Below are 20503 nucleotides of genomic sequence, written 5' to 3'. Positions count from 1 at the left end.
GCCATCGCGAGCAAGCTTGGCTCCTACAGAGAATGAGGTTGGCCGTAACAACCCTAACCCGTAGGAGCCAGGCTTGCTCGCGAAGGCGTCAGCTCAGGCACCGCCAATCTGCGTCAACGCCACCCGCAACCGCGCCGCACTGGTCCGCGGGCAATTGAGCTGAATCTGCTCCAACCCCAACCAATCGGCCATCTGCCGAAGATTCGCCGCCAACGCCTGCATCCCCTGCTCATCCAGGCCTTGCTCTTCTTCGTGCACCGCATGCACTGCCAATCGACCCAACGCCCGTTCCGCTCGAAGATCGACCCGCGCGGCAATCCGCTCGTTGTGCAAAAACGGCAGCACGTAATAGCCGTAAACCCGCTTGTCTGGTGGCGTGTAGATTTCCAGTCGATAACGAAAATCGAACAACCGCTCGGTTCGACTGCGTTCCCAGATCAACGAATCAAACGGTGAAAGCAACGCACTGGCTTCAACCTTACGCGGCACTTTTGGCTCCGGCAGGCAGTATGCCGGTTGCTTCCAGCCCTGCACCCCGCACACCAGCAACTCACCATTTTCAACCAGCTCGGCCAGGCCGTTGCGGCACTCGGTCAGACCCAAACGAAAATAGTCGCGCAGATCCTTTTCCGTGCCGACACCCAACGCATTGGCTGCATGCAACAGCAATCCGCGTTGCGCCTCGGTTTCGCCGAGCAGCGGTTGCTTGAGTATCGATTCGGGAATCACCCGTTCCGGCAAGTCGTAAAGACGCTCAAAGCCGCGACGCCCAGCCACCGTCACTTCGCCGGCAGCGAACAACCATTCCAGTGCATGCTTTTCAGCGCTCCAATCCCACCACGGACCGGCCCGCTCCTGGCGCGTCGACAAACTGCCAGCGCCGAGTGCACCCAGCTCCTGGACTGAAGCCAGGACGCGGCGAATGGTCTCTTGCTGTTCGCGACCGAATCGCGCCAGTTGCTGATAGATCCCCTCGCCTTGCGCCGCGCGCTGCATGCGCCAACGCATCAAGGGATACATCGACAGCGGCAACAACGACGCTTCATGCCCCCAATACTCGAACAACGTACGCCGTCGGCCCTGGCTCCAGGCGGCCTGGTCGAGCAAGTCGGCGGAGTAGTTGCCAAGACGCGAGAACAGCGGAAGATAGTGCGAGCGCACCAGTGCGTTGACCGAATCGATTTGCAGAATACCCAAGCGTTCGATCAGGCGGTTGAGCTGAGCGGGCTTGACCGCCGCTGGCGGCTGGCGCCCGGTGAAACCCTGGGCGGCCAGTGCCAGACGCCGAGCCTGTTTGAGGGATAAGGACAGTTCTGCGGGCATGTGCATCTCCTTGTCTGCTCGCAAACTACCTCAGTCTGAAGCTGCTTGTGTAGCGGTTCGGTACTCATTTGTGCATCGGGTCATCCCAGAATGGCCGGACGACTTCATGCTCGACATCGGCGCGGCTGATACCGATATCCTTGAGCGCCTCATCACTCATGCTCGCCAGCAAAGCGCGCTCACGATGAAGTTCATGCCAGCGGACGATTTTTTCCAGCCAATGGCCCAGGGAAAACCCGTGAAACTTTCCAACCAGCACATAACCTTTTTGACCTTTCATCATCTTGCCCTCCGTTGTAGATGACTGAAGTCTCGCGCCGGAGCTAAGATCAATCCAACGAATGTTTCTTATGCAATACATCTCGGAGATTGATGAATTGAGCCTCTACCTGAGTATCGATACGGAAGTCCTGCGTACCTTCGTTGCCATTGCCGACCAGGGTGGCTTCACCCGCGCTGGCGAGCTGGTCAATCGCACGCAATCGGCGGTGAGCATGCAGATGAAACGGCTGGAAGAGGATGTGCTGCAACGCCAGTTGTTTCAGCGCGACGGCCGTCAGGTGAAGCTGACCGCCGAGGGTCAGGTGTTGCTCGGTTATGCCCGGCGGATCCTGAAACTCCACAGCGAAGTGTTCAACACCCTGCGTGAGCCACACATGGTCGGCACGGTGCGCATCGGCACCCCGGATGACTATGTCATGCGTTTCTTGCCGGGCATCCTCTCGCGCTTTGCCCAGGCCTATCCGCTGATCCAGATCGAGGTCCATTGCGAGTCATCCAAGCAGTTACTGCTGCGTCAGGACCTGGACCTGTCGATCGTCACCCGTGAACCCGGCAGCGAGATCGGCCAACTGCTGCGCAAGGAACGATTTGTCTGGGCGCAGGCGCAGTGCTTCAGCCCCAACGAGCAGACGCCGCTGCCTCTGGCGATGTTCAACAGTGATTGTTTTTGCAGGCTTTGGGCCTGCAATGCGCTAGACGCTTCCGGGCGCGAGTACCGGATCGCCTACAACAGTTCGAGCCTGTCGGCGATCATGGCGGTGGTCAGCGCCGGGCTGGCGGTCACCGCGCAACTGGAAAGCCTGATCACCCAGGACATGCGCATCCTCGGCGAGGCTGAAGGCCTGCCCTTGTTGCCCGAAGCCAGCATCATGCTGGTGCGCAACCTGAACAACCCTTCACCCATCACCGAATGCCTGGCGGAGCACATTGTCGAAGGCTTCAAACTTTAAAGGCGAGCATCACCGCGCAGAGCACCAGAAAGGCGCAGAACAACCCGCGCAGCAAACGCTCCGGCATGGCGTGGGCGATCTTCACGCCCCAGCTGATGCTGAGCAAACCGCCGACGGCCATCGGCAGTGCGATGCTCCAGTTCACTTGATGATGGAGCGCGTAAGTCACCAGCGTGACGCCGGTGCTGGGCAACGCCAGCGCCAATGACAACCCTTGAGCCACCACTTGCGTGGTGCCGAACAGGCTGGTGAGCACCGGCGTCGCCACCACCGCGCCGCCCACGCCGAATAACCCGCCCATGGTCCCCGAAGCTGCGCCCAACACACCCAGCCAAGGCCACGAGTAACGCATCTGCGAGGCAGCCGGCGCAGTGGCCATGAACATGCGCAACAAGTTGTAGGCCGACAAGGCGATCAGGAACGCTACAAAACCGATGCGCATCAGCTGTGCATCAATGCCCACCGCCCAGATCGAGCCGATCCAGGCAAAGCAGAAGCCCATCGAAGCCAGCGGCAATGCGTGGCGCAGTTCGATGCGATTGCGCTGATGATAGCGCCACAGCGCCAGCATCACGTTAGGCACCACCATGACCAGCGCCGTGCCCTGGGCAATTTGCTGATCCAGACCGAACAACACGCCCAACGCGGGAATCGCGATCAAACCACCGCCAATCCCGAACACACCGCCGACAGTGCCCAGCGCAGCGCCGAGCACCAGATACATGACTAACTCAATCACTGACGACTCCCTCTCAAATCAGGCCTCGCATCCTAAACCAAAAATTATCTGGCGCATTAAAGACTCGACCGCTAAATTCATGACGATGAATGATCAAGGTTTAGACATGAACACCCAACGCAACACCCCGGACAACTGCGACAACCTGCTGCTGGATAACCAGCTGTGCTTTGCCCTGCACTCAACCTCACTGCTGATGACCAAGGTCTACAAACCCTTGTTGCAAGCACTGGGCCTGACCTATCCGCAATACCTGGCAATGATGGTGCTGTGGGAGCGCGACGGGCTGACCGTCGGCGAAATCAGCACGCGCCTGCTGACCGATCCCGGCTCCCTGACGCCACTGCTCAAACGCCTGGAAGCCGAAGGCCTGCTGAGCCGCACCCGCAGCCGCGAAGATGAACGCGTGGTGATTGTCGAGCTGACCGAACAAGGTCGCGCCCTGCGGGAAAAAGCCAGAGAGATTCCGCCGTGCATCCTCGGCGCCAGCGGCCAGACCCTGGAACAAATGCGCAAACTGCAGGCCGATCTGCAAAATCTGCGCAGTCATCTGCAAGAGAGCCTCTGAGCGGGCTGCCTGAGCTACCGCGTCATCGTTCATCGCGGGCAAGCCCTGCTCCTACAGGTTTGTAGGAGCAGGGCTTGCCCGCGAAGACGGCTGCCTTGAGATAAAAATCTCTCTCCTCACATATCCCCCGCCAGCACCTCTAGCTCAATACTTCCAGGCGCATGTATCCACTTGCCAGTCTGCCTTCGACAAACATTTTTAAAAATTATCTTGCGCGCAAAACATTCGCGAGCTACATTTATTTCGCAATTACTTAGCGCGCAAACCTTTAGCGCAAAATCAAATTCGAACGAGGCCCATACCATGCAAACTCTCTATACCGCAGTTGCAACCGCTACCGGTGGCCGTGATGGTCGCGCCGTTTCCAGCGACAACATCCTCGACGTCAAGCTCGCCACGCCAAAAGAACTCGGCGGTGCCGGCGGTGCGGCGACCAACCCTGAGCAACTGTTCGCGGCCGGTTACTCCGCATGCTTCATTGGCGCACTGAAATTCGTCGCCAGCCAGACCAAGCGCAAAATCCCTGATGATGCCTCGATCACCGCTCACGTCGGCATTGGCCAGATTCCAGGTGGTTTCGGTCTCGACATCGACCTGCACGTCAGCCTGCCAGGCCTGGAACAGGCCGACGCGCAATCGCTGGTCGACGCCGCGCACCAGGTCTGCCCGTACTCCAACGCCACGCGCGGCAATGTAGACGTTCGCCTGCACGTCACTGTCTGAGTGTTCGCACCCAACAGACGCGCACAAAAAAGCCCGACTCGATGGTCGGGCTTTTTCTTTCCTGCAAAAAACTGCGCTTATTTAGCGCGGCCTTTGTAAGAACCGCCTTCGCGGGTATCGATCTCGATCATGTCGCCGATTTCGATGAAGTCGGCAACCGACAGTTCGGTACCGTTCTTCAGTTTGGCAGGCTTCATCACCTTGCCGGAAGTGTCGCCGCGAGCGGAACCTTCGGTGTAGTCAACCTGACGCACGATAGTGGTCGGCAGTTCTACGGAAACCAGACGCTCTTCGAAGAAGATCGCTTCGCAAACATCGGTCATGCCTTCTTCAACGAAAGGCAGAACAGCTTCGATGTCTTCAGCGTTCAGCTCGTACATGGTGTAGTCGGTGGTGTCCATGAACGTGTAGGTGTCGCCGCTGATGAACGACAGGGTCGCTTCTTTGCGGTCGAGGATTACGTCGTCCAGTTTGTCGTCAGCGCTGTAAACGATCTCGGTCTTGTAACCGGTCAGCAGGTTTTTCAGCTTGGTCTTCATGATCGCGCTGTTACGACCGGACTTGGTGAATTCAGCTTTCTGAACCAGCCAAGGGTCGTTTTCGAGACGGATCACCGTACCGGGTTTCAGTTCTTTACCAGTTTTCATTGCGAATATCCGAATTTGGATGGGATTTACAAAAATCTAGGCCGCGTATCATATCCAATTTACATAAAACTGTACCAGCGCCGTGGCAAGATCGGCCTGCAAAGCCTGATCCAGACACCATGCCTGAGCGTGCTTTTGCAGTTCTGGCCAGTGTTCCTGTGTCGCAACCCATGCCTGAGCCATTCCAGCGCCCGTGTTCCAGGCTCGCCATAATCCGACGAGCGCGGCTTTTGCCGCCGGAGAAAGGCCTGCGGTGTACAGCGTCAGAAAGGCTTCGAGTTTGTCCAGGTGGACATCTTCTTCCTGTTGATAAATATGCCACAGCATTGGCCGGGCCGCCCATTGCGCGCGGACGAACGAGTCCTCTCCACGCACCGCATTGAAATCACAACACCACAGCAGCAGGTCATATTGATCCTGTCGGACGAACGGCAACACCTGCACGGTCAACGCCCCGCGCACCTGTAATGCGCCGACACCAAGCCCTTCAACGCCCAGCCAGCGCTTGACGTCGCCCAGAATCCGGCCCTCGGGTACCAGCAGATGAGTGCCATGAACGTCGCTCGCCATGACGTCCAGCCAATCGGCCAATCCGGCATTCTCGTAGGCGAATAACGAAATCAGCCGCGTACCTTCGGCGCGATCGACGCCCAGCCCTTGCAGGAATTCGCGCTGAGCCTCAGTGCTGTGTTGAAACTGCTCGCGCCGCTCCAGCAACCCGCGCTCGCGCAGCAAACCGCCGGTACCTGCCTGAAACCCCGGGAAGAAGAAGTACTTCTGCACCTGTTTGTACTTCACCGACGGCAAGCCATGACAGCCGACGATCCAGTCTTCGGCGCTCAAATAATCGAGGTTCATCCACAGCGGAGTCTTTTCGCGCGCGGCCATTGCCTCCATATAGGCATGCGGCAACTGGCAGGCGAATGCAGCGATCACCACATCGGCGGCCTCTGTCGGCGCCCAGTCGGCCGGCCAATGGCAGACCTCGACGCCTTGCTGCCACTGCCGGGCAGCACTGATGTCGAGTTCCGGGCACAAGCGCTCGAAGGCCCGCAGGTCATCGACCCACAGCCGTACTGCGCAGTGATGTTCGGCCACCAATTGTCGGGCCAGACGCCAGGTCACGCCGATGTCGCCGTAGTTGTCGACGACCGTGCAGAAAATATCCCAGTCGACTTTCATTCCAGGCTCCGTGGGGCAAAGAACTTAATTGTCCGCATAAATCGTTGCGCGCAGAAGAGCCGACGCCGATTAATCTTCATGCGACAATCGCCGCAGCCCACCACCCTCGCCAGGAAGCAGCCATGCCCTACCGTCCACACGTTCGCCGCACGGTGTCCATCACACTCAGCCCATTGCAACTGATTGCCAGCATCGCCGTGGGTTTGTGGCTGGGTTTTTTGGCCATCGCGCTGACCTGCTGGCTGGCGTCGAAACTGCTGTTCAGCGAACAACTCGCCCCGCTTGCCGATGCGGCGCATCGAATAGCACAACCCAAGCCTGCGGCGGTTGAACCGGCACCCGAGAATCAGATGTTCGAGCAGTACAAGGAAAACCTGCGCAAACAGGCGCAACAGCAAACGCTCGATCAGGCACGCAGCAATACCCGTAACCTGTCCAACCCGAAATGCCAGTTCTGGATGCAGCAAGACCAAACCGCCCCCAGCGAAAAAAGCCGCGCCAACGTCCAGCAATTCTGCGATTGATCATGAACAAACACACGGTCCACCAACTGATTCTGGAAAAGCTTGCGGTCGATCTCGACATCGCCGAGCGCGCAGCGCAAACCGCATACGAAACCGCGACTCACGAAGAAAACATCGCCGAGAACAAGTACGACACCCTGGGACTGGAAGCGTCTTATCTGGCAGCTGGACAGGCCAAACGGGTGGAGGAAATCCGCCAGTCACTGGCACTGTGCCAGAACCTGACATTGCGCGCTTATGACGACCAGCGCGGGATTGAAGTCGGTGCGCTGTTGGGCCTGGAAGACGAAAAGGGGCGCGAACAGTGGCTGTTCCTGGCGCCCGATGCGGCCGGCTTGAAGGTTGATCTGGTGGGGCAACTGATTACCGTCATCACCCCGCGCTCACCGCTGGGCAAAAGTTTGCTGGGCAAGTTCGAGGGCGATGAGGTGGAGATCGTGGTGGCGGGCACTCGGCAACAGTTCGCTGTCACCGAGGTCGTCTAGTCAGTTCAATGAACCGGTAGTTCAACGCCTTCGAACAGCTCTTCCAGTTCCTGCTTGTTGTGGCACTGGATGGCTTTGGCCATGACTTCGCGAGTCAGGTGCGGGGCGAACTTCTCGATGAAGTCGCACATGAAGCCACGCAGGAACGTCCCGCGACGGAAACCGATTTTGGTCACGCTGGATTCGAACAGTTCGCTGGCGTCGAGCACCACCAGGTCGTTGTCGAGTTTGGTATCGACGGCCATTTTCGCCACGATCCCGACACCCAGACCCAAGCGAACATAAGTCTTGATCACGTCGGCGTCGGCGGCGGTGAACACCACTTTCGGGGTCAGGCCGCGATGGCTGAAGGCTTCGTCGAGTTTCGAGCGACCGGTGAAACCGAACACGTACGTCACGATCGGGTATTCAGCCAGGGCTTCGAGGGTCAGCTTCGGCAGCTTGGTCAGCGGGTGACCTTGCGGCACGACTACGCAACGGTTCCAGCGGTAGCACGGCATCATCACCAGATCGCCGAACAGCTCCAGCGCTTCGGTGGCGATGGCAAAATCCACGGTGCCGTCAGCGGCCATTTCAGCGATCTGCATCGGCGAACCCTGGTGCATGTGCAGGGCAACGTCCGGGTATTGCTTGATGAAATTGCTGATCACCGGTGGCAGTGCATAACGTGCCTGGGTGTGGGTGGTGGCAATCGACAGGGTGCCTTTCTTCTCGTTGGAGAACTCCTGAGCGATCTGCTTGATGCTTTCGACCTTGCGCAGAATTTCGCCAGCCGTGGTGATGATTCGCTCACCGGCCGGGGTCACTCGGGTCAGGTGTTTGCCGCTGCGCGCGAAAACCTCGACACCCAATTCGTCTTCCAGCAGACGGATCTGCTTGCTGATGCCCGGCTGCGAGGTGTACAGGCTTTGGGCCGTTGCGGAAACGTTGAGGTCGTGGTGCGCCACTTCCCAGATGTAGCGCAATTGTTGAAGCTTCATATGAATCCCTCAAAGCAGATAGACGCCACGGGCATCAGCGACGGTATATAACTATATTAATGGTTTGAAGAATAAATCTAGAACTTTTTCATCAAAAGGCCAGCATTCTCGCCTTAAATATCGCCGTGACGCCGACGCTGCGACAATGGCACCAGGTAAACCGGCACGTGCGACAACTGCAGCACACGCGCAGCAGTCCGTCCCAACGGTGTTTCTCCACCGGCCCCATGGCTGTGACTTCCTAGGATCAACAAATCCACCGAGAGTTTCTGTGCCTGATCAAGAATGACCTGCGACGGGTCACCCTGAAATACTCTGACCGATTGAATCAGCTCCAGGTCCTGCTGCCCCTCCCCCAACTCTTCGCGAAAGCTGTCGAATACCCGCTGCTCGATATTGGCCATCACCGTGTTCAAACCCTGGCTGTGAAATTCATTCAAGGCTTGCTCATCGAGATAGCTCTGCAACACCGATTCGGCAAAAAGCCCCATAGGCTCAACGGCGTGCACCACATACAGATCGGCTTTGAATGTTCGTGCCAATGCCAACGCATGCTGCATCACAAAGGGTGCGTACAGGCCGAGGTCAGTGGCATACAGCATCGAATGGATCATTTGATCTCCTCGAATGCAAAGATGGCGGCGATTAATTCAGCTTAGCAGCGCCACAGCGATACGACGTTCTGCGCAAGGCATTGAACGTTGGGCTTAAATCTTCAGTTCATTACTGACACCGTGAGGGACGTGGCCGGTGGCGACCACCTCACGCGCCAACTCGCAATGACCTGCCTGGTCGTCGAAAAAAACGTCGGCGGCGAAGGCTTCAAGAAACGCCGATTTCGCCAGCCCGCCGAGAAACAGCGATTCGTCGAGTCGAATATCCCACTCGCGCAAGGTACGGATTACCCGCTCGTGAGCCGGTGCCGAACGCGCGGTCACCAGTGCTGTGCGGATCGGGCAACTGTCATCAGGAAACTCGCGCTGCAACAGATTGAGCGCGGCCAGAAAACCTTTGAACGGACCTCCGCGCAACGGCTCGCGAGCGGCTTCACGCTCGTTGGCCTGAAAGGCCTCGAGGCCACCCGACTGATAAACCCGCTCCGACTCATCGGAAAACAGCACGGCGTCGCCATCGAAGGCGATGCGCAACTCTTCGCTGGCGGCGCGGCTCGCACCACCGGACAGAATCGTCGCCGCGGCGAAGCCGGCATCGAGTGCGCTGCGCACGTCATCGGCGTGGGTGGAGAGAAACAGATCGCAGCCGAAGGCCTTCAGGTACGGATATGGACTGCGCCCGCCGACAAACGCCGCGCGGGAAATCGTCAGCCCGTAATGGTGAATCGAGTTGAAGACTCGCAAACCGGTGTCTGCACTATTGCGTGACACCAGCACCACCTCGACCCGCGACCGACCGAGGCTGGTATTGAGGTTCAACAGTTTTTGCACCAGAGGGAACGCATCACCCGGCTCGAGGATTTCGTCTTCGTGCTCGATCTGATACTGCCGATAAGCCTCGACGCCACTCGCCAGATAGAGCTTGTGGCTTTCGCTCAGATCGAACAGCGCTCGCGAAGAAATCGCCAGCACCAATTTATCGCCTATCCCTTTTGCCATGCTGCTCCCCCCAGGTGAAACGACTTAACCGTTATGCCGATCGATAAAATCCAGGGCCTGATACAAGGCCTCGATTTTCGGCAACTCGCAACCGGCGGCCTTGGCGGCTGCCAGTGGCCGCGCATAAATCGCAGCCAGTTCCAGTGGCCGTTTATGCTGGTAGTCGTGGTACATGCTCGGCCAGTAGTCGGGCATTTTTTCGGTGACCTTGAACAGGTGCTCGGCATACCCCGGCGGCATGCTGTGGCCACAGGCAAGTGCGCCCTTCACCACTTCGGCCATCAATGCCTGAATCAGTTCACGGCTGCTGTCATCAGTCATCAGCGGTGTCGTGCTCGCGCCGAGCAAGACCGATAAACCGTTGTAAGGAACATTCCAGACCAGTTTTTGCCAGCGCGCCTGCTGAAGGTTGCTCATCGCCTGCGATTCAAGACCGGCGGTACGAAACAACCCTGCCCCTTGCTCGACAATCGCCTGACGCGCCGTCTCGTCATCAAGCGCCGGTCCGCTGTGATAACCCACGTTCACCGCACCGAGTGCCTGATGTTCGATCACTCCGGGCCCCGAACGATGCACGCAGATAAAGCACAGCCCACCCAACAAGTGCAGTGAGTCGGGTAACAGATCGCGCAGGCTGTCTTCGACATCCAGGCCATTTTGCAGCAACAGGACCTTCGCCCCCGGCGCCGCGGCCTTGATGATCGCCGGTGCAAGCTCGGCGTTGCTGGTGGTTTTCGCGCCGACCAGCAACCAGTCGCACAGCGGCATATCGTCGGCCGACGAATACGCCTGAACCGGATTCAAGGTCAATGCACCATAGGGCGCGCTGTTGAGTTGCAGGCCGCACTCAGCGACCGCTGAAAACTCGCTGCGCAACAGAAAGTGCACATCGAACCCGGCCCGCGCCAGCATCACACCGTAAAAGCCACCGATTGCTCCGGTGCCGATAATGCCGATTCTCGGCTTTTCAACTGCAGTGCCCGTCATGGCAACTCCTCTGGATTTCGACTCAGCGCCTGCCCCAGCGCAGCATTCAGTTCGGTGCGGGCCAGGCGCGACTGTAACGCCCCATAAAACTCGCCATCGCGCACGACAAACAACGCGGGCAAATGAAAGACCTGATAACGCTCCACCACACCACCGTTGTTCCCCGCGTCGATCCAGCACAGCTGATCGACTCCAAGCTCCAGTTCCGGCAACTGCTGGCGCGCCCAACGGCAACTGGAACAGCCGACGCTGGTAAAAATCACCAGCGACACACCACTCATCGCCAACAGCCGCTGGTCGGCATCGAAATCAGTCAGCTCGCATTCGACAACTATACTGGGTGAAGCACTGTCGAAAGACCGACACTTGGAGTCTGTGTTCATGGGGCGCTTTATTCCTCATCCTGACGATGTGCCTGTCGAGTTAACGTTGCGCAAGCATCAGTGTATTTCTCGGCAAGAACTGCACACTATCAGTCTCGGAGGCGTGGCTTGCAATTACCACCGCGCCTGGCGCAAAGGAACGGCACTGGAAGTGCGAATGCCGACCCTGAGCGAAAATGTCTGTTATCTGGGCTACGTGGCCTGGTGCCTGCGACGAAAGCACGGTTATCTGGTCGGCATCGCATTCATTGATGAACAGACCCTGTTTAAAGCGCGGATGGGCGAGCAAGTCTGCCAGATTGAACGTTTTTGCCGTCAGCAAAAGCCCCAGGTTGAACAGCAAGGCGTCGATGCGCTGGCCCTAAAATGGCTCGACCAGCATGCCACCGAGTACTCTCACGAGACCGTTCGACAGGCCTTTGCGCAGTAAACGCTGGATAAACCCGCGCCTGCCCATTGTCGAGCCACCGCGTAACGCGCTAAGGTTCGGCTCCCCGCTGCGCTTAAATCATGCTGTGCTCCGCCGCGCGGGGATCGCTGGCGGCCGGCACCCGTGACCTGACGAGTAACACGATGGCTGATTTACCGATCAATGACCTAAACGTCGCCTCCAACGAGACGCTGATCACTCCTGACCAGCTCAAGCGTGATATCCCCCTGAGCGATGCTGCCCTGCGCACCGTGACCAAGGGCCGCGAAGTCATTCGCAATATCCTGGATGGCACCGACCACCGCCTGTTCGTCGTCATCGGGCCTTGCTCGATCCACGACATCAAGGCTGCACACGAATATGCCGAGCGCCTCAAGGTACTCGCCGCTGAAGTGTCCGATACCCTGTATCTGGTCATGCGGGTCTATTTCGAGAAGCCTCGTACCACTGTCGGCTGGAAAGGCCTGATCAACGACCCGTACCTGGATGACTCGTTCAAGATTCAGGATGGCTTGCACATTGGTCGTCAGTTGCTGCTGGACCTGGCCGAAATGGGCCTGCCGACGGCGACCGAAGCCCTTGACCCGATCTCGCCACAGTACCTGCAGGACCTGATCAGCTGGTCGGCGATTGGCGCACGCACCACCGAATCCCAGACGCACCGTGAAATGGCTTCGGGCCTTTCCTCGGCAGTCGGCTTCAAGAACGGCACCGACGGTGGCCTGACGGTTGCCATCAACGCCCTGCAATCGGTTTCCAGCCCGCACCGCTTCCTGGGGATCAACCAGGAAGGTGGCGTCTCGATCGTCACCACCAAGGGCAATGCCTACGGTCACGTAGTACTGCGCGGCGGCAACGGCAAGCCGAACTACGATTCGGTCAGCGTCGCACTCTGCGAGCAAGCGCTGAACAAGGCGAAGATCAAGCCGAACATCATGGTCGACTGCAGCCACGCCAACTCCAACAAGGACCCGGCGCTGCAACCACTGGTGATGGAGAACGTCGCCAACCAGATCCTCGAAGGCAACCAGTCGATCATCGGCCTGATGGTCGAAAGCCATTTGAACTGGGGTTGCCAGGCGATTCCGAAAGACCTCGCCGAGTTGCAATACGGCGTGTCGATCACCGACGCCTGCATCGATTGGACAGCGACCGAAAACACCTTGCGCAGCATGCATGCCAAGCTCAAGGATGTGCTGCCGAAACGTCAGCGCACCTGACTGCATTCAGCGCACACAAAAACGCCGGGCTTAGCCCGGCGTTTTTTTATTCGGTGATCCTGCTCAGAGCTTGGCCGCATGCCGCTGGTGACGCTCCATGTAGCGCTCCACGTAGGAACACGACGGAATGACTGTGTAGCCCATTTCCTCGGCGTACTGCAGCGCCTGTTCGGTCAACGCCGCCGCAATACCGCGACCACGCAGCGCGTTGGGCACGAAAGTACGATAGATATCCAAGGTCTGTTTCCCCAGATCCATATAGGTCAGGTAGGCACGATGACCGTCCACATTGGTCTCGAACTGATGACCAGCCTGGTCATGGTGGATGGACAACGCCTCGCTCATCACTACTCCTCGCGGGTCTTGAACTGACCCCTACCTTACCGATGTTTTCCCGGCGAAGGAACCTCTACGCCACCCCGTGTCTGTTTGGACACCGAGAGGAACTGCAGCCATCTCGCGCAACCGGACACATTTCGAATAGTAGTCACCAAAGGCTGAAATGCTCAAGGCGCACTTGTCATCATGTCGATTGCGTCGGTCCAGCGCAGGGCACGTAGTGGCGGCTCGACCGAACATCTCCCCTGGTCGATAGCCTGAACATTGCCGGATGTTGAGACTTAAGACGAACCGGCCTTGTTAAAGTCACCTCTAGATGCACAAAGAGGCGTGAGCCGCTCCGCAAATTCTGAACAAAAGTGTAGACGAATCGATATAGAGCGACTTGGGCTCTAGAGCGTGAAACAGTCATATTCGTCTGTCAGCTATACAAGCAGGTCGCTCAGGGCGGGCTTCCCAGCTGACTAATTTTTATACAACACGATTAAAAGTTGCTCGAAAAAGATTCCGCGCCTACAATTTTTTTTGCTTCTTGCGCTACGTCAGTTTACTTACTACAAGTAATGGGTAGTATGTATGCCGGCTATTTCCTCACTCTGAGGAGACAGCTACTTAATAGAAAGTCCTTGAAGGGGAACACGATGAACAACGTTCTGAAATTCTCTGCTCTGGCTCTGGCCGCAGTTCTGGCTACCGGTTGCAGCAGCGTATCGAAAGAAACCGAAGCACGTCTGACTGCTACTGAAGACGCAGCAGCTCGCTCCCAGGCTCGTGCAGACGAAGCCTACCGTAAAGCTGATGAAGCTCTGGCTGCTGCTCAAAAAGCACAACAGACTGCTGACGAAGCTAACGAGCGTGCTCTGCGCATGCTGGACAAAGCTAGCCGCAAGTAATAGTCCCTCGGGACTGTTATCAAGCCGATCCATTTTTTGGGTCGGCTTTTTTTATTGCCCCGATTTTGCCGAGGGCAATAAAAAACCCGCCGACGCTGTGAGGCCCCGGCGGGTCGTTTGAAGCGCTTACTGCAGATCGATCGGTACAGCCGACGCCACAGGCGCGGAGGTATTCGGTACAGCGATTTCCACCGGCATACCATCTTCAGCGGCGACCACGTCGCGCACCACATCCCAGTTCATGCGCAGGTTCTTGGCCAGGTCTTCACGCTTGAGCAAAGCGTTGATCACCGCGGTGTGCTTGTCGACCACCGACGGGTTGCCAGTGTCGTCCAGCGGCGTATGCGCCTCCAGGTAAACCTTGCCGCCACTCATGCCGAACTTGTACGGGTCGTTGAGGATCCGCACCGACGTTCCCACCGGCACCATGCCGGCCATTTCCAGCACATTGTTGTTGAACATGCGGAAGCAGCCATGGCTGGTACGCATGCCGATACCGAACTTCTTGTTCGAACCGTGAATCAGGTAGCCCGGTGTGCCCAACGTGAACTTGAACGGCCCCAGCGGGTTGTCCGGGCCGGCCGGCACGACGTTTGGCAGCGGATCGCCATCGGCGGCGTGTTCGGCCTTGATCGAGGCTGGAGGGGTCCAGGTCGGGTTCGGTGTTTTGGCAGTGATGCTGGTGTGGGCGATGGGTGAGCCCCAGCCTTCACGACCAATACCCAGCGGGAAGGTGTACACCACGTTCCGGCCTTTGGGGTAGTAGTAGAGGCGATACTCGGCCAGGTTGATCACGATGCCTTCACGCGGGCCTGGTGGCAGGATGAAGCGTGTTGGCAGTACGACTTCGGTACCTGCACCCGGCAACCACGGATCGACGCCCGGGTTGGCGGCGACCATTTCCAGGTAGCCCAGATCGTAGGTGGTGCCCAGATCGGCAAAGGTGTCTTCGTACTTGGCTTTGACCGTTTGCACCTGGCCGACGATATCTTCGCCCGGCGGCGGTAAAGGCAGCTCCAATGCTGCAACGGGACCCGCTACACACAAGGCGGCAAGAGACAAGTAGCGGGTGACGGCAGGAAAGCGCGGCAGCATCCGGAACATCCTTCGTATGATCAACAGAGGGTATGGGGGCAAGATTGTACACCGAAGCCCCCGAATTCGGGGAGCCGGGTCGATGGACTACCCTTTGAGGGCTTTACAGCTCGAAGCGCAACTCGGGCCAGATCGGCGATGTGCCGCGCTTTTGCGATTCCAGGATCGCCCGGCATAGCGAGCACAGTCGCTGGTCCTGAAACACCGTCCGGTCGACGCTCGACCAGCGCGGTTGTGCCGGCAGCAAAGTGCCGCACAGGGTACGGTCGGCCGAGCCACCCAACTCCAGTTGACGCGTCACCAGATGCACCCGGACTTCCTGGCAGGCGAACAGATCCAGCTGTTCGTCAGGCTCGATCAGTTGGTAGGCAAACAGGGACCAGGCAGGACGCGGCATCGGGGGCTCCAAATCAGGGGGGCGCCACATTAGCCGAAAGACTGCCGCTAGAAAAGCGTCATAACAGCGGTTTTAGCGTAGGCCAGACATTTTCCAGCAACTTGCCCTGTGCCGCGACCGCCGGATGAATGCCATCGGCCTGCATCAGCTCGGGATTCCCGCCGATTCCCTGCAGGAAAAACGGCACCAACGGGATTTTTTTCTCCTCGGCCAGATCGCTGTAGACCTTCGCGAACGCCTCGGTGTAGCGCACCCCATAATTGGGTGGCAATTGCATACCCAGCAGCAGCACCCTGGCACCGCTGGCCCTGGCGTTGTCGATCATCGACGCAAGATTTTGTTGCAATTGCGTTGGCAGCAATCCGCGCAGCCCGTCGTTGCCCCCCAACTCGAGAATCACCACCTCAGGCTTATGCTCCACAAGCAACGCCGGCAGGCGTGCCTGGCCACCGGCACTGGTGTCGCCACTGATGGACGCATTGACCACCGTCTCGGTGAAACCTTCGTGCTTGAGCCGCTGCTCGAGCAACGACACCCACCCTTGCCGGGTATCCAGGCCGAAAGCTGCGCTGATACTATCGCCAACGATCAGGACTGTACCCGCCGCTGCGTTCTGGGCCATGCACATCAAGGCCAGGCCAGCACTCAAAAACCACACACGCATCGGACTCTCCATGGGCGCAAGCATTCTCACTGCGCGGAACCTTAGCAAAGTGGTTCCCAGCGCGGAAGGTGAACTGACCATCCTGCACGAACTCAACCTGGAACTGAACAAGGGCGACAGCCTGGCGATCGTCGGCAGTTCCGGCTCCGGCAAATCTACCCTGCTGGGTTTGCTGGCGGGTCTCGACCTGCCCAGCAGCGGCGAAGTCACCCTTGCCGGGCAAGCCCTGAGCAATCTGGATGAAGACCAGCGCGCGCGGATACGCGCCGAGCACGTCGGCTTCGTGTTCCAGTCGTTCCAGTTGCTCGACAGCCTCAACGCCCTGGAAAACGTCATGTTGCCACTCGAGCTGGACGGCCGCAAAGACGCCCGCGAACGCGCCACCGAACTGCTGCGCCGCGTTGGCCTGGGCCAACGCCTGAACCATTCGCCGCGCCAGCTTTCCGGTGGCGAACAACAGCGCGTGGCGATCGCCCGGGCATTTGCCGCCGAACCCGACGTGCTGTTTGCCGACGAACCTACCGGCAACCTCGACACGCACACTGGCGAGCACATCAGCGACCTGCTCTTTGAACTCAATAAAGAAAGCGGCACGACGCTGGTCCTGGTGACCCACGACGAACGCCTGGCACACCGTTGCCACCGTCTGATCCGCCTTGAAGCCGGCCTGTTGGTCGTCGCCCCTCTGGAGCCTTGATGGTACGTTTGCCGCTATTGCGCCTGTTCAGTCTCGCCATTCGCCAATTGCTGCGCGATGCCCGCGCCGGAGAACTGCGGGTGTTGTTCTTCGCCCTGTTGGTCGCCGTGGCGGCGAGTACCGCCATCGGCTATTTCGGTGCCCGCCTGAACGGCGCCATGCTGCTGCGCGCCACCGAGTTTCTGGGGGCGGATATGCTGCTGGAAGGCAGCTCGCCCGCGCGCCCGGAACAAATTCAATCCGGCAAGGAGCTGGGGCTGCAACACGCGCAAGTGGTGGAGTTTTCCAGCGTCATCGCCACCGACAACGGCATTCAGCTGTCGAGCATCAAAGCGGTCGACGGGGTCTATCCATTACGCGGCCAACTGAAAAGCGCGCCCGCGCCGTTCGCTCCCGAAGAGGCCGGTGGAAGTCCGAAACCGGGCGAAGCCTGGGCCGAAGCGCGCCTGCTGACGGCACTGAATCTGAAGGTCGGTGACACCATCGACGTCGGCATGAAAACCCTGCACCTGACTCGCGTGCTGACCTATGAACCGGACCGTGCCGGCAATTTCTACAGCCTCACGCCCCGAGTGATGATCAATCTCGCCGACCTGGCGGCCACCGGTGTGGTCCAGCCCGGCAGCCGGGTCAGTTACCACGAACTCTGGCGCGGCACGGCACCGGCCCTGGAAACCTATCGAGAGCTGATCAAACCGGGGCTGGCCGCCAACCAGCGCCTGCAGGACGCCCGCGATGGCAACCGGCAAATCGGCGGTGCGCTGGGCAAAGCCGAACGTTACTTGAACATGGCCAGCCTGGTCGCCGTGCTGTTGTCCGGCGTTGCCGTGGCGCTCTCGGCGACCCGATTCGCCACCCGCCGCTTCGACGCCAGCGCGCTGCTGCGCTGCCTGGGTTTATCGCGTCGGGAAACCCTGCTGCTGTTCAGCGTACAACTGACTGTACTCGGCCTGCTGGCCAGCCTCAGCGGCGCCCTCCTCGGCTGGCTCGCGCAGCTGGGGTTGTTCGCCTTGCTGGGTGAATTGCTGCCCAGCGATGTACCGCCAGGCGGGCTGCTGCCGGCCGTCGCCGGGATCGGCACCGGACTGGTAGCACTCGCCGGATTCGCCCTGCCGCCACTGGCGGCACTGGGTCGCGTACCACCGCTGCGGGTACTGCGCCGCGACATACTGCCAATCCCTTCCAGCACCTGGATGGTTTACGGCACCGCACTGGCAGCCTTGGGCCTGATCATGTGGCGCTTGAGCCTGGACCTGCTGCTGACCTTCGCCCTGCTCGGTGGCGGTGTCATCGCCGCACTGGTCCTCGGCGGCCTGTTGCTGCTGGTACTCAACAGCCTGCGGCGCCTGTTGGCCCGTGCGTCCTTGCCGTGGCGGCTGGGTCTGGGCCAATTGCTGCGTCACCCATTGGCGGCGGCGGGACAATCGCTGGCCTTCGGCTTGATTCTATTGTCGATGGCGCTGATCGCCCTGTTGCGCGGTGAATTGCTGGATACCTGGCAAAACCAGTTGCCAAAAAACGCCCCCAACTACTTCGCACTGAATATTTTGCCCGCCGACAAACAGGCCTTCACTGATCGGCTGATCGAACTCTCCGCGCAATCGGCGCCACTGTACCCGGTGGTGCCGGGACGGCTGATCAGCATCAACGGCGAACCGGTGCAAGGCATCGTCAGCAAGGACACCGAAGGTGATCGGGCCATCCAGCGCGATCTGAGCCTGACCTGGGCTGCCGACCTGCCCGCCGGCAACAGCATCACGGCTGGTAGCTGGTGGTCTGCGCAGCCGTCAGGCGATGTACCCGGTGTTTCGGTGGAAGGCAAAGTGGCCGAGAGCCTGAAGCTCAAGCTCGGCGATCATCTGGTTTTCAGCATCGGCGGGGTCAACCGCGAGGTGCAGGTCACCAGCTTGCGCAAGATCAACTGGGACAACTTCCAGCCGAACTTCTTCATGATCTTCCAGCCCGGCACCTTGAAAGACCTGCCGGCTACTTACCTGACCAGTTTTTACCTGGCGGCAGGTCATGACCAACAAATCATCGACCTGGCGCGAGCGTTCCCGGCGGTGACCATTCTGCAGGTCGAAGCCTTGCTGGCGCAGCTGCGCAGCATCCTTGAGCAAGTCACGCTGGCGGTCGAGTACGTGTTGTTGTTCGTGCTCGCGGCCGGCATGGCAGTGCTGTTTTCCGGCTTGCAGGCGACACTCGACGAGCGCATTCGCCAAGGTGCATTGCTACGTGCGCTGGGCGCCGAACGGCAGTTGCTGGTCAAGGCGCGGCGGATCGAGTTCGGCTTGCTCGGAGCCGTCAGCGGTTTGCTCGCGGCGCTGGGCTCGGAACTGGTGAGCCTGGTGCTTTACCGCTATGCGTTCGATCTGGCCTGGCATCCGCATCCGTGGCTGCTGTGGTTGCCGGTGATTGGGGCATTGCTGATCGGCGGTGCGGGCGTGTTCGGCACTCGTCGGGCGCTGAATGCCAGCCCCCTGACAGTCTTGCGCGAGGGTTGATAAACTTGATGCCTCCTGACCAAAAGAAACCGCAATGAGCCGCTATCGCCCTCCTCGCACCGCCGGCACCGCCCTCATCACGCCTGAGGGCGAAGCGCGGATGCGTGCCGAGTTCCATGAGCTCTGGCATGTACGCCGCCCCCAGGTGACCCAATCGGTCAGCGAGGCGGCTGCGCAGGGCGACCGCTCTGAAAACGCCGAGTACACCTACGGCAAAAAGATGCTGCGCGAGATCGACAGCCGCGTGCGGTTTCTCACCAAGCGGCTGGAAGCGCTCAAGGTTGTCAGCGAAAAACCCAGTGACCCGAACAAGGTCTACTTTGGGGCCTGGGTGACCATCGAAGATGAACACGGCAAAGAGTCGCGCTATCGCATCGTCGGCCCGGATGAACTTGATCTCAAGCTAGGTCTGATCAGCATCGATTCACCGCTGGCGCGGGCCTTGATCGGCAAAGCGCTGGATGCCGAAGTCCAGGTTCAGACGCCTACTGGCGAGCAGTTCGTGTATATCGTCGCAATCGACTATCCCTGAATCTCGGCAAGACCTCAGCGACGGGTAATCAACCCTTGGCGCGCAACACGCGTCAGTTGCCTGATCACTTCGGGCGCGTCTTCGGCGCTGGGCGACTGGATCACCGCCAGATCGAAGCTGTCGCTGGCAAAGCGCGCCAGCGATTCGCCGTCTTCGACAAACTGGATCAGGAACGCTGCAGGGCCGCCGGTACGACGTGGCCAGCCATCGAGATAACGCAACAGGGTCGGCTGATGATTACCGCCAAGGAGGATTTTTGGATTGCGCTGGGTCGGGTGTGCCGTAATCGGCGCAGGACGTACTGGGGGGCGTAGTGCATTCATCGTGTCGTGTCTCGGCCTCAAAA

At 59.3% G+C, this 20503-nt stretch carries 26 protein-coding genes; 11 read left to right on the top strand and 15 right to left on the bottom strand.

Annotation, left to right across the window (positions count from 1 at the left end):
• Positions 1-93 precede the first annotated feature (93 nt).
• Positions 94-1323 (bottom strand): winged helix-turn-helix domain-containing protein, encoded by a 1230-nt coding sequence (locus AABM55_RS09035; protein WP_054596354.1) that lies wholly within the window; start codon positions 1321-1323, stop codon positions 94-96.
• A gap of 64 nt (positions 1324-1387) precedes the next feature.
• Positions 1388-1603 (bottom strand): DUF1127 domain-containing protein, encoded by a 216-nt coding sequence (locus AABM55_RS09030; RefSeq protein WP_054598273.1) that lies wholly within the window; start codon positions 1601-1603, stop codon positions 1388-1390.
• A 97-nt stretch (positions 1604-1700) separates the two neighbouring features.
• Between AABM55_RS09030 and AABM55_RS09025 the strand changes: the two genes are divergently transcribed.
• Complete coding sequence (locus AABM55_RS09025) at positions 1701-2555, top strand: LysR substrate-binding domain-containing protein (protein WP_347930008.1); 855 nt, start codon at positions 1701-1703, stop codon at positions 2553-2555.
• On the opposite strand, the gene AABM55_RS09020 is transcribed toward AABM55_RS09025, so the two are convergent.
• Positions 2545-3279 (bottom strand): sulfite exporter TauE/SafE family protein, encoded by a 735-nt coding sequence (locus AABM55_RS09020; protein WP_173859977.1) that lies wholly within the window; start codon positions 3277-3279, stop codon positions 2545-2547. The two genes, AABM55_RS09025 and AABM55_RS09020, sit on opposite strands and share 11 nt — an antisense overlap.
• A gap of 121 nt (positions 3280-3400) precedes the next feature.
• Here AABM55_RS09020 and AABM55_RS09015 point away from each other — a divergent pair, with 121 nt between their 5' ends.
• A complete protein-coding gene (locus tag AABM55_RS09015) occupies positions 3401-3862 on the top strand; it encodes a MarR family winged helix-turn-helix transcriptional regulator (protein ID WP_054596351.1) in 462 nt (153 codons plus the stop codon).
• A 303-nt stretch (positions 3863-4165) separates the two neighbouring features.
• Positions 4166-4585 carry an organic hydroperoxide resistance protein gene (locus AABM55_RS09010; RefSeq protein ID WP_123584054.1) on the top strand — a complete coding sequence of 140 codons (420 nt, stop codon included), beginning with the start codon at positions 4166-4168 and terminating at the stop codon, positions 4583-4585.
• Positions 4586-4662: 77 nt separating this feature from the next.
• Here the strand turns inward: AABM55_RS09010 and AABM55_RS09005 are convergent, their stop codons facing one another.
• Both AABM55_RS09005 and earP read right to left on the bottom strand, forming a co-directional pair.
• Positions 4663-5232, bottom strand: a complete 570-nt coding sequence (locus AABM55_RS09005) for an elongation factor P (RefSeq protein WP_007943632.1) — start codon at positions 5230-5232, stop codon at positions 4663-4665.
• Between the two features lie 48 nt (positions 5233-5280).
• Positions 5281-6414 (bottom strand): elongation factor P maturation arginine rhamnosyltransferase EarP, encoded by a 1134-nt coding sequence (gene earP / locus AABM55_RS09000; RefSeq protein ID WP_347929362.1) that lies wholly within the window; start codon positions 6412-6414, stop codon positions 5281-5283.
• 122 nt (positions 6415-6536) lie between these two features.
• Between earP and AABM55_RS08995 the strand changes: the two genes are divergently transcribed.
• Together AABM55_RS08995 and AABM55_RS08990 are read left to right on the top strand one after the other, a co-directional pair.
• The gene (locus AABM55_RS08995) at positions 6537-6938 is read left to right on the top strand and encodes a hypothetical protein (RefSeq protein ID WP_347929361.1); all 402 of its coding nucleotides are present in this window, start codon (positions 6537-6539) and stop codon (positions 6936-6938) included.
• Positions 6939-6940: 2 nt separating this feature from the next.
• Positions 6941-7423, top strand: coding sequence for a GreA/GreB family elongation factor (locus tag AABM55_RS08990; RefSeq protein ID WP_145017013.1), 483 nt, complete (start codon positions 6941-6943; stop codon positions 7421-7423).
• Between the two features lie 5 nt (positions 7424-7428).
• Here the strand turns inward: AABM55_RS08990 and cysB are convergent, their stop codons facing one another.
• From cysB to AABM55_RS08965, 5 genes are all read right to left on the bottom strand, one after another.
• The gene (cysB, locus tag AABM55_RS08985) at positions 7429-8403 is read right to left on the bottom strand and encodes an HTH-type transcriptional regulator CysB (RefSeq protein WP_007955684.1); all 975 of its coding nucleotides are present in this window, start codon (positions 8401-8403) and stop codon (positions 7429-7431) included.
• A 113-nt stretch (positions 8404-8516) separates the two neighbouring features.
• Complete coding sequence (locus AABM55_RS08980; protein WP_054596346.1) at positions 8517-9017, bottom strand: universal stress protein; 501 nt, start codon at positions 9015-9017, stop codon at positions 8517-8519.
• A gap of 93 nt (positions 9018-9110) precedes the next feature.
• The gene (locus AABM55_RS08975) at positions 9111-10016 is read right to left on the bottom strand and encodes a 5'-nucleotidase (protein WP_347929360.1); all 906 of its coding nucleotides are present in this window, start codon (positions 10014-10016) and stop codon (positions 9111-9113) included.
• Between the two features lie 24 nt (positions 10017-10040).
• Positions 10041-11003: a putative 2-dehydropantoate 2-reductase gene (locus tag AABM55_RS08970; RefSeq protein WP_347929359.1), complete on the bottom strand. Its 963-nt coding sequence runs from the start codon at positions 11001-11003 to the stop codon at positions 10041-10043.
• On the bottom strand, positions 11000-11386 hold the full coding sequence (locus AABM55_RS08965; RefSeq protein ID WP_347929358.1) for a thioredoxin family protein: 387 nt from the start codon (positions 11384-11386) through the stop codon (positions 11000-11002). Before AABM55_RS08965 ends, AABM55_RS08970 begins: the two co-directional genes overlap by 4 nt.
• On the opposite strand from AABM55_RS08965, the gene AABM55_RS08960 reads away from it, so the two are divergent.
• Positions 11385-11816: a PilZ domain-containing protein gene (locus AABM55_RS08960; RefSeq protein WP_103315653.1), complete on the top strand. Its 432-nt coding sequence runs from the start codon at positions 11385-11387 to the stop codon at positions 11814-11816. The two genes, AABM55_RS08965 and AABM55_RS08960, sit on opposite strands and share 2 nt — an antisense overlap.
• A gap of 143 nt (positions 11817-11959) precedes the next feature.
• Positions 11960-13036, top strand: coding sequence for a 3-deoxy-7-phosphoheptulonate synthase (locus AABM55_RS08955; protein ID WP_054596341.1), 1077 nt, complete (start codon positions 11960-11962; stop codon positions 13034-13036).
• Positions 13037-13099: 63 nt separating this feature from the next.
• Here AABM55_RS08955 and AABM55_RS08950 read toward each other — a convergent pair whose 3' ends face one another.
• Complete coding sequence (locus AABM55_RS08950; protein WP_019692933.1) at positions 13100-13381, bottom strand: GNAT family N-acetyltransferase; 282 nt, start codon at positions 13379-13381, stop codon at positions 13100-13102.
• A gap of 635 nt (positions 13382-14016) precedes the next feature.
• Here AABM55_RS08950 and oprI point away from each other — a divergent pair.
• On the top strand, positions 14017-14268 hold the full coding sequence (gene oprI / locus AABM55_RS08945) for an outer membrane lipoprotei OprI (RefSeq protein WP_002553018.1): 252 nt from the start codon (positions 14017-14019) through the stop codon (positions 14266-14268).
• A 126-nt stretch (positions 14269-14394) separates the two neighbouring features.
• On the opposite strand, the gene AABM55_RS08940 is transcribed toward oprI, so the two are convergent.
• The 3 genes from AABM55_RS08940 to AABM55_RS08930 form a co-directional block, all read right to left on the bottom strand.
• A complete protein-coding gene (locus AABM55_RS08940) occupies positions 14395-15363 on the bottom strand; it encodes a L,D-transpeptidase family protein (protein WP_054596340.1) in 969 nt (322 codons plus the stop codon).
• A gap of 103 nt (positions 15364-15466) precedes the next feature.
• Positions 15467-15760: a hypothetical protein gene (locus AABM55_RS08935; protein WP_019692935.1), complete on the bottom strand. Its 294-nt coding sequence runs from the start codon at positions 15758-15760 to the stop codon at positions 15467-15469.
• A 58-nt stretch (positions 15761-15818) separates the two neighbouring features.
• Entirely contained in the window at positions 15819-16424 is a 606-nt protein-coding gene (locus AABM55_RS08930) for an arylesterase (protein ID WP_347929357.1), read from the bottom strand.
• Positions 16425-16434: 10 nt separating this feature from the next.
• On the opposite strand from AABM55_RS08930, the gene AABM55_RS08925 reads away from it, so the two are divergent.
• The 3 genes from AABM55_RS08925 to greB are packed head-to-tail and all read left to right on the top strand — an operon-like array spanning position 16435 to position 20157.
• On the top strand, positions 16435-17121 hold the full coding sequence (locus AABM55_RS08925; protein WP_347929356.1) for an ABC transporter ATP-binding protein: 687 nt from the start codon (positions 16435-16437) through the stop codon (positions 17119-17121).
• Positions 17121-19625, top strand: coding sequence for an ABC transporter permease (locus AABM55_RS08920; RefSeq protein WP_347929355.1), 2505 nt, complete (start codon positions 17121-17123; stop codon positions 19623-19625). The genes AABM55_RS08925 and AABM55_RS08920 overlap by 1 nt, the downstream gene beginning before the upstream one ends.
• A gap of 34 nt (positions 19626-19659) precedes the next feature.
• Positions 19660-20157 (top strand): transcription elongation factor GreB, encoded by a 498-nt coding sequence (gene greB / locus AABM55_RS08915; protein WP_054596336.1) that lies wholly within the window; start codon positions 19660-19662, stop codon positions 20155-20157.
• A 14-nt stretch (positions 20158-20171) separates the two neighbouring features.
• On the opposite strand, the gene AABM55_RS08910 is transcribed toward greB, so the two are convergent.
• Entirely contained in the window at positions 20172-20480 is a 309-nt protein-coding gene (locus AABM55_RS08910) for a hypothetical protein (protein ID WP_054596335.1), read from the bottom strand.
• Positions 20481-20503: the final 23 nt, after the last annotated feature.

Source organism: Pseudomonas helvetica (assembly GCF_039908645.1).
GTDB lineage: Bacteria > Pseudomonadota > Gammaproteobacteria > Pseudomonadales > Pseudomonadaceae > Aquipseudomonas > Aquipseudomonas helvetica.
This window is presented reverse-complemented; position numbering and strand designations above follow the sequence as displayed.

Excerpts from the sequence above, each read along its gene's own strand:
- AABM55_RS09035 (WP_054596354.1), bottom strand. The coding sequence starts at position 1,323 with ATGCCCGCAGAACTGTCCTTATCCCTCAAACAGGCTCGGCGTCTGGCA.
- AABM55_RS09030 (WP_054598273.1), bottom strand. The coding sequence starts at position 1,603 with ATGAAAGGTCAAAAAGGTTATGTGCTGGTTGGAAAGTTTCACGGGTTT.
- AABM55_RS09020 (WP_173859977.1), bottom strand. The coding sequence starts at position 3,279 with ATGTATCTGGTGCTCGGCGCTGCGCTGGGCACTGTCGGCGGTGTGTTC.
- AABM55_RS09015 (WP_054596351.1), top strand. The coding sequence starts at position 3,401 with ATGAACACCCAACGCAACACCCCGGACAACTGCGACAACCTGCTGCTG.
- AABM55_RS09010 (WP_123584054.1), top strand. The coding sequence starts at position 4,166 with ATGCAAACTCTCTATACCGCAGTTGCAACCGCTACCGGTGGCCGTGAT.
- AABM55_RS09005 (WP_007943632.1), bottom strand. The coding sequence starts at position 5,232 with ATGAAAACTGGTAAAGAACTGAAACCCGGTACGGTGATCCGTCTCGAA.
- earP (WP_347929362.1), bottom strand. The coding sequence starts at position 6,414 with ATGAAAGTCGACTGGGATATTTTCTGCACGGTCGTCGACAACTACGGC.
- AABM55_RS08995 (WP_347929361.1), top strand. The coding sequence starts at position 6,537 with ATGCCCTACCGTCCACACGTTCGCCGCACGGTGTCCATCACACTCAGC.
- AABM55_RS08990 (WP_145017013.1), top strand. The coding sequence starts at position 6,941 with ATGAACAAACACACGGTCCACCAACTGATTCTGGAAAAGCTTGCGGTC.
- cysB (WP_007955684.1), bottom strand. The coding sequence starts at position 8,403 with ATGAAGCTTCAACAATTGCGCTACATCTGGGAAGTGGCGCACCACGAC.
- AABM55_RS08980 (WP_054596346.1), bottom strand. The coding sequence starts at position 9,017 with ATGATCCATTCGATGCTGTATGCCACTGACCTCGGCCTGTACGCACCC.
- AABM55_RS08975 (WP_347929360.1), bottom strand. The coding sequence starts at position 10,016 with ATGGCAAAAGGGATAGGCGATAAATTGGTGCTGGCGATTTCTTCGCGA.
- AABM55_RS08970 (WP_347929359.1), bottom strand. The coding sequence starts at position 11,003 with ATGACGGGCACTGCAGTTGAAAAGCCGAGAATCGGCATTATCGGCACC.
- AABM55_RS08960 (WP_103315653.1), top strand. The coding sequence starts at position 11,385 with ATGGGGCGCTTTATTCCTCATCCTGACGATGTGCCTGTCGAGTTAACG.
- AABM55_RS08965 (WP_347929358.1), bottom strand. The coding sequence starts at position 11,386 with ATGAACACAGACTCCAAGTGTCGGTCTTTCGACAGTGCTTCACCCAGT.
- AABM55_RS08955 (WP_054596341.1), top strand. The coding sequence starts at position 11,960 with ATGGCTGATTTACCGATCAATGACCTAAACGTCGCCTCCAACGAGACG.
- AABM55_RS08950 (WP_019692933.1), bottom strand. The coding sequence starts at position 13,381 with ATGAGCGAGGCGTTGTCCATCCACCATGACCAGGCTGGTCATCAGTTC.
- oprI (WP_002553018.1), top strand. The coding sequence starts at position 14,017 with ATGAACAACGTTCTGAAATTCTCTGCTCTGGCTCTGGCCGCAGTTCTG.
- AABM55_RS08940 (WP_054596340.1), bottom strand. The coding sequence starts at position 15,363 with ATGCTGCCGCGCTTTCCTGCCGTCACCCGCTACTTGTCTCTTGCCGCC.
- AABM55_RS08935 (WP_019692935.1), bottom strand. The coding sequence starts at position 15,760 with ATGCCGCGTCCTGCCTGGTCCCTGTTTGCCTACCAACTGATCGAGCCT.
- AABM55_RS08930 (WP_347929357.1), bottom strand. The coding sequence starts at position 16,424 with ATGCGTGTGTGGTTTTTGAGTGCTGGCCTGGCCTTGATGTGCATGGCC.
- AABM55_RS08925 (WP_347929356.1), top strand. The coding sequence starts at position 16,435 with ATGGGCGCAAGCATTCTCACTGCGCGGAACCTTAGCAAAGTGGTTCCC.
- AABM55_RS08920 (WP_347929355.1), top strand. The coding sequence starts at position 17,121 with ATGGTACGTTTGCCGCTATTGCGCCTGTTCAGTCTCGCCATTCGCCAA.
- greB (WP_054596336.1), top strand. The coding sequence starts at position 19,660 with ATGAGCCGCTATCGCCCTCCTCGCACCGCCGGCACCGCCCTCATCACG.
- AABM55_RS08910 (WP_054596335.1), bottom strand. The coding sequence starts at position 20,480 with ATGAATGCACTACGCCCCCCAGTACGTCCTGCGCCGATTACGGCACAC.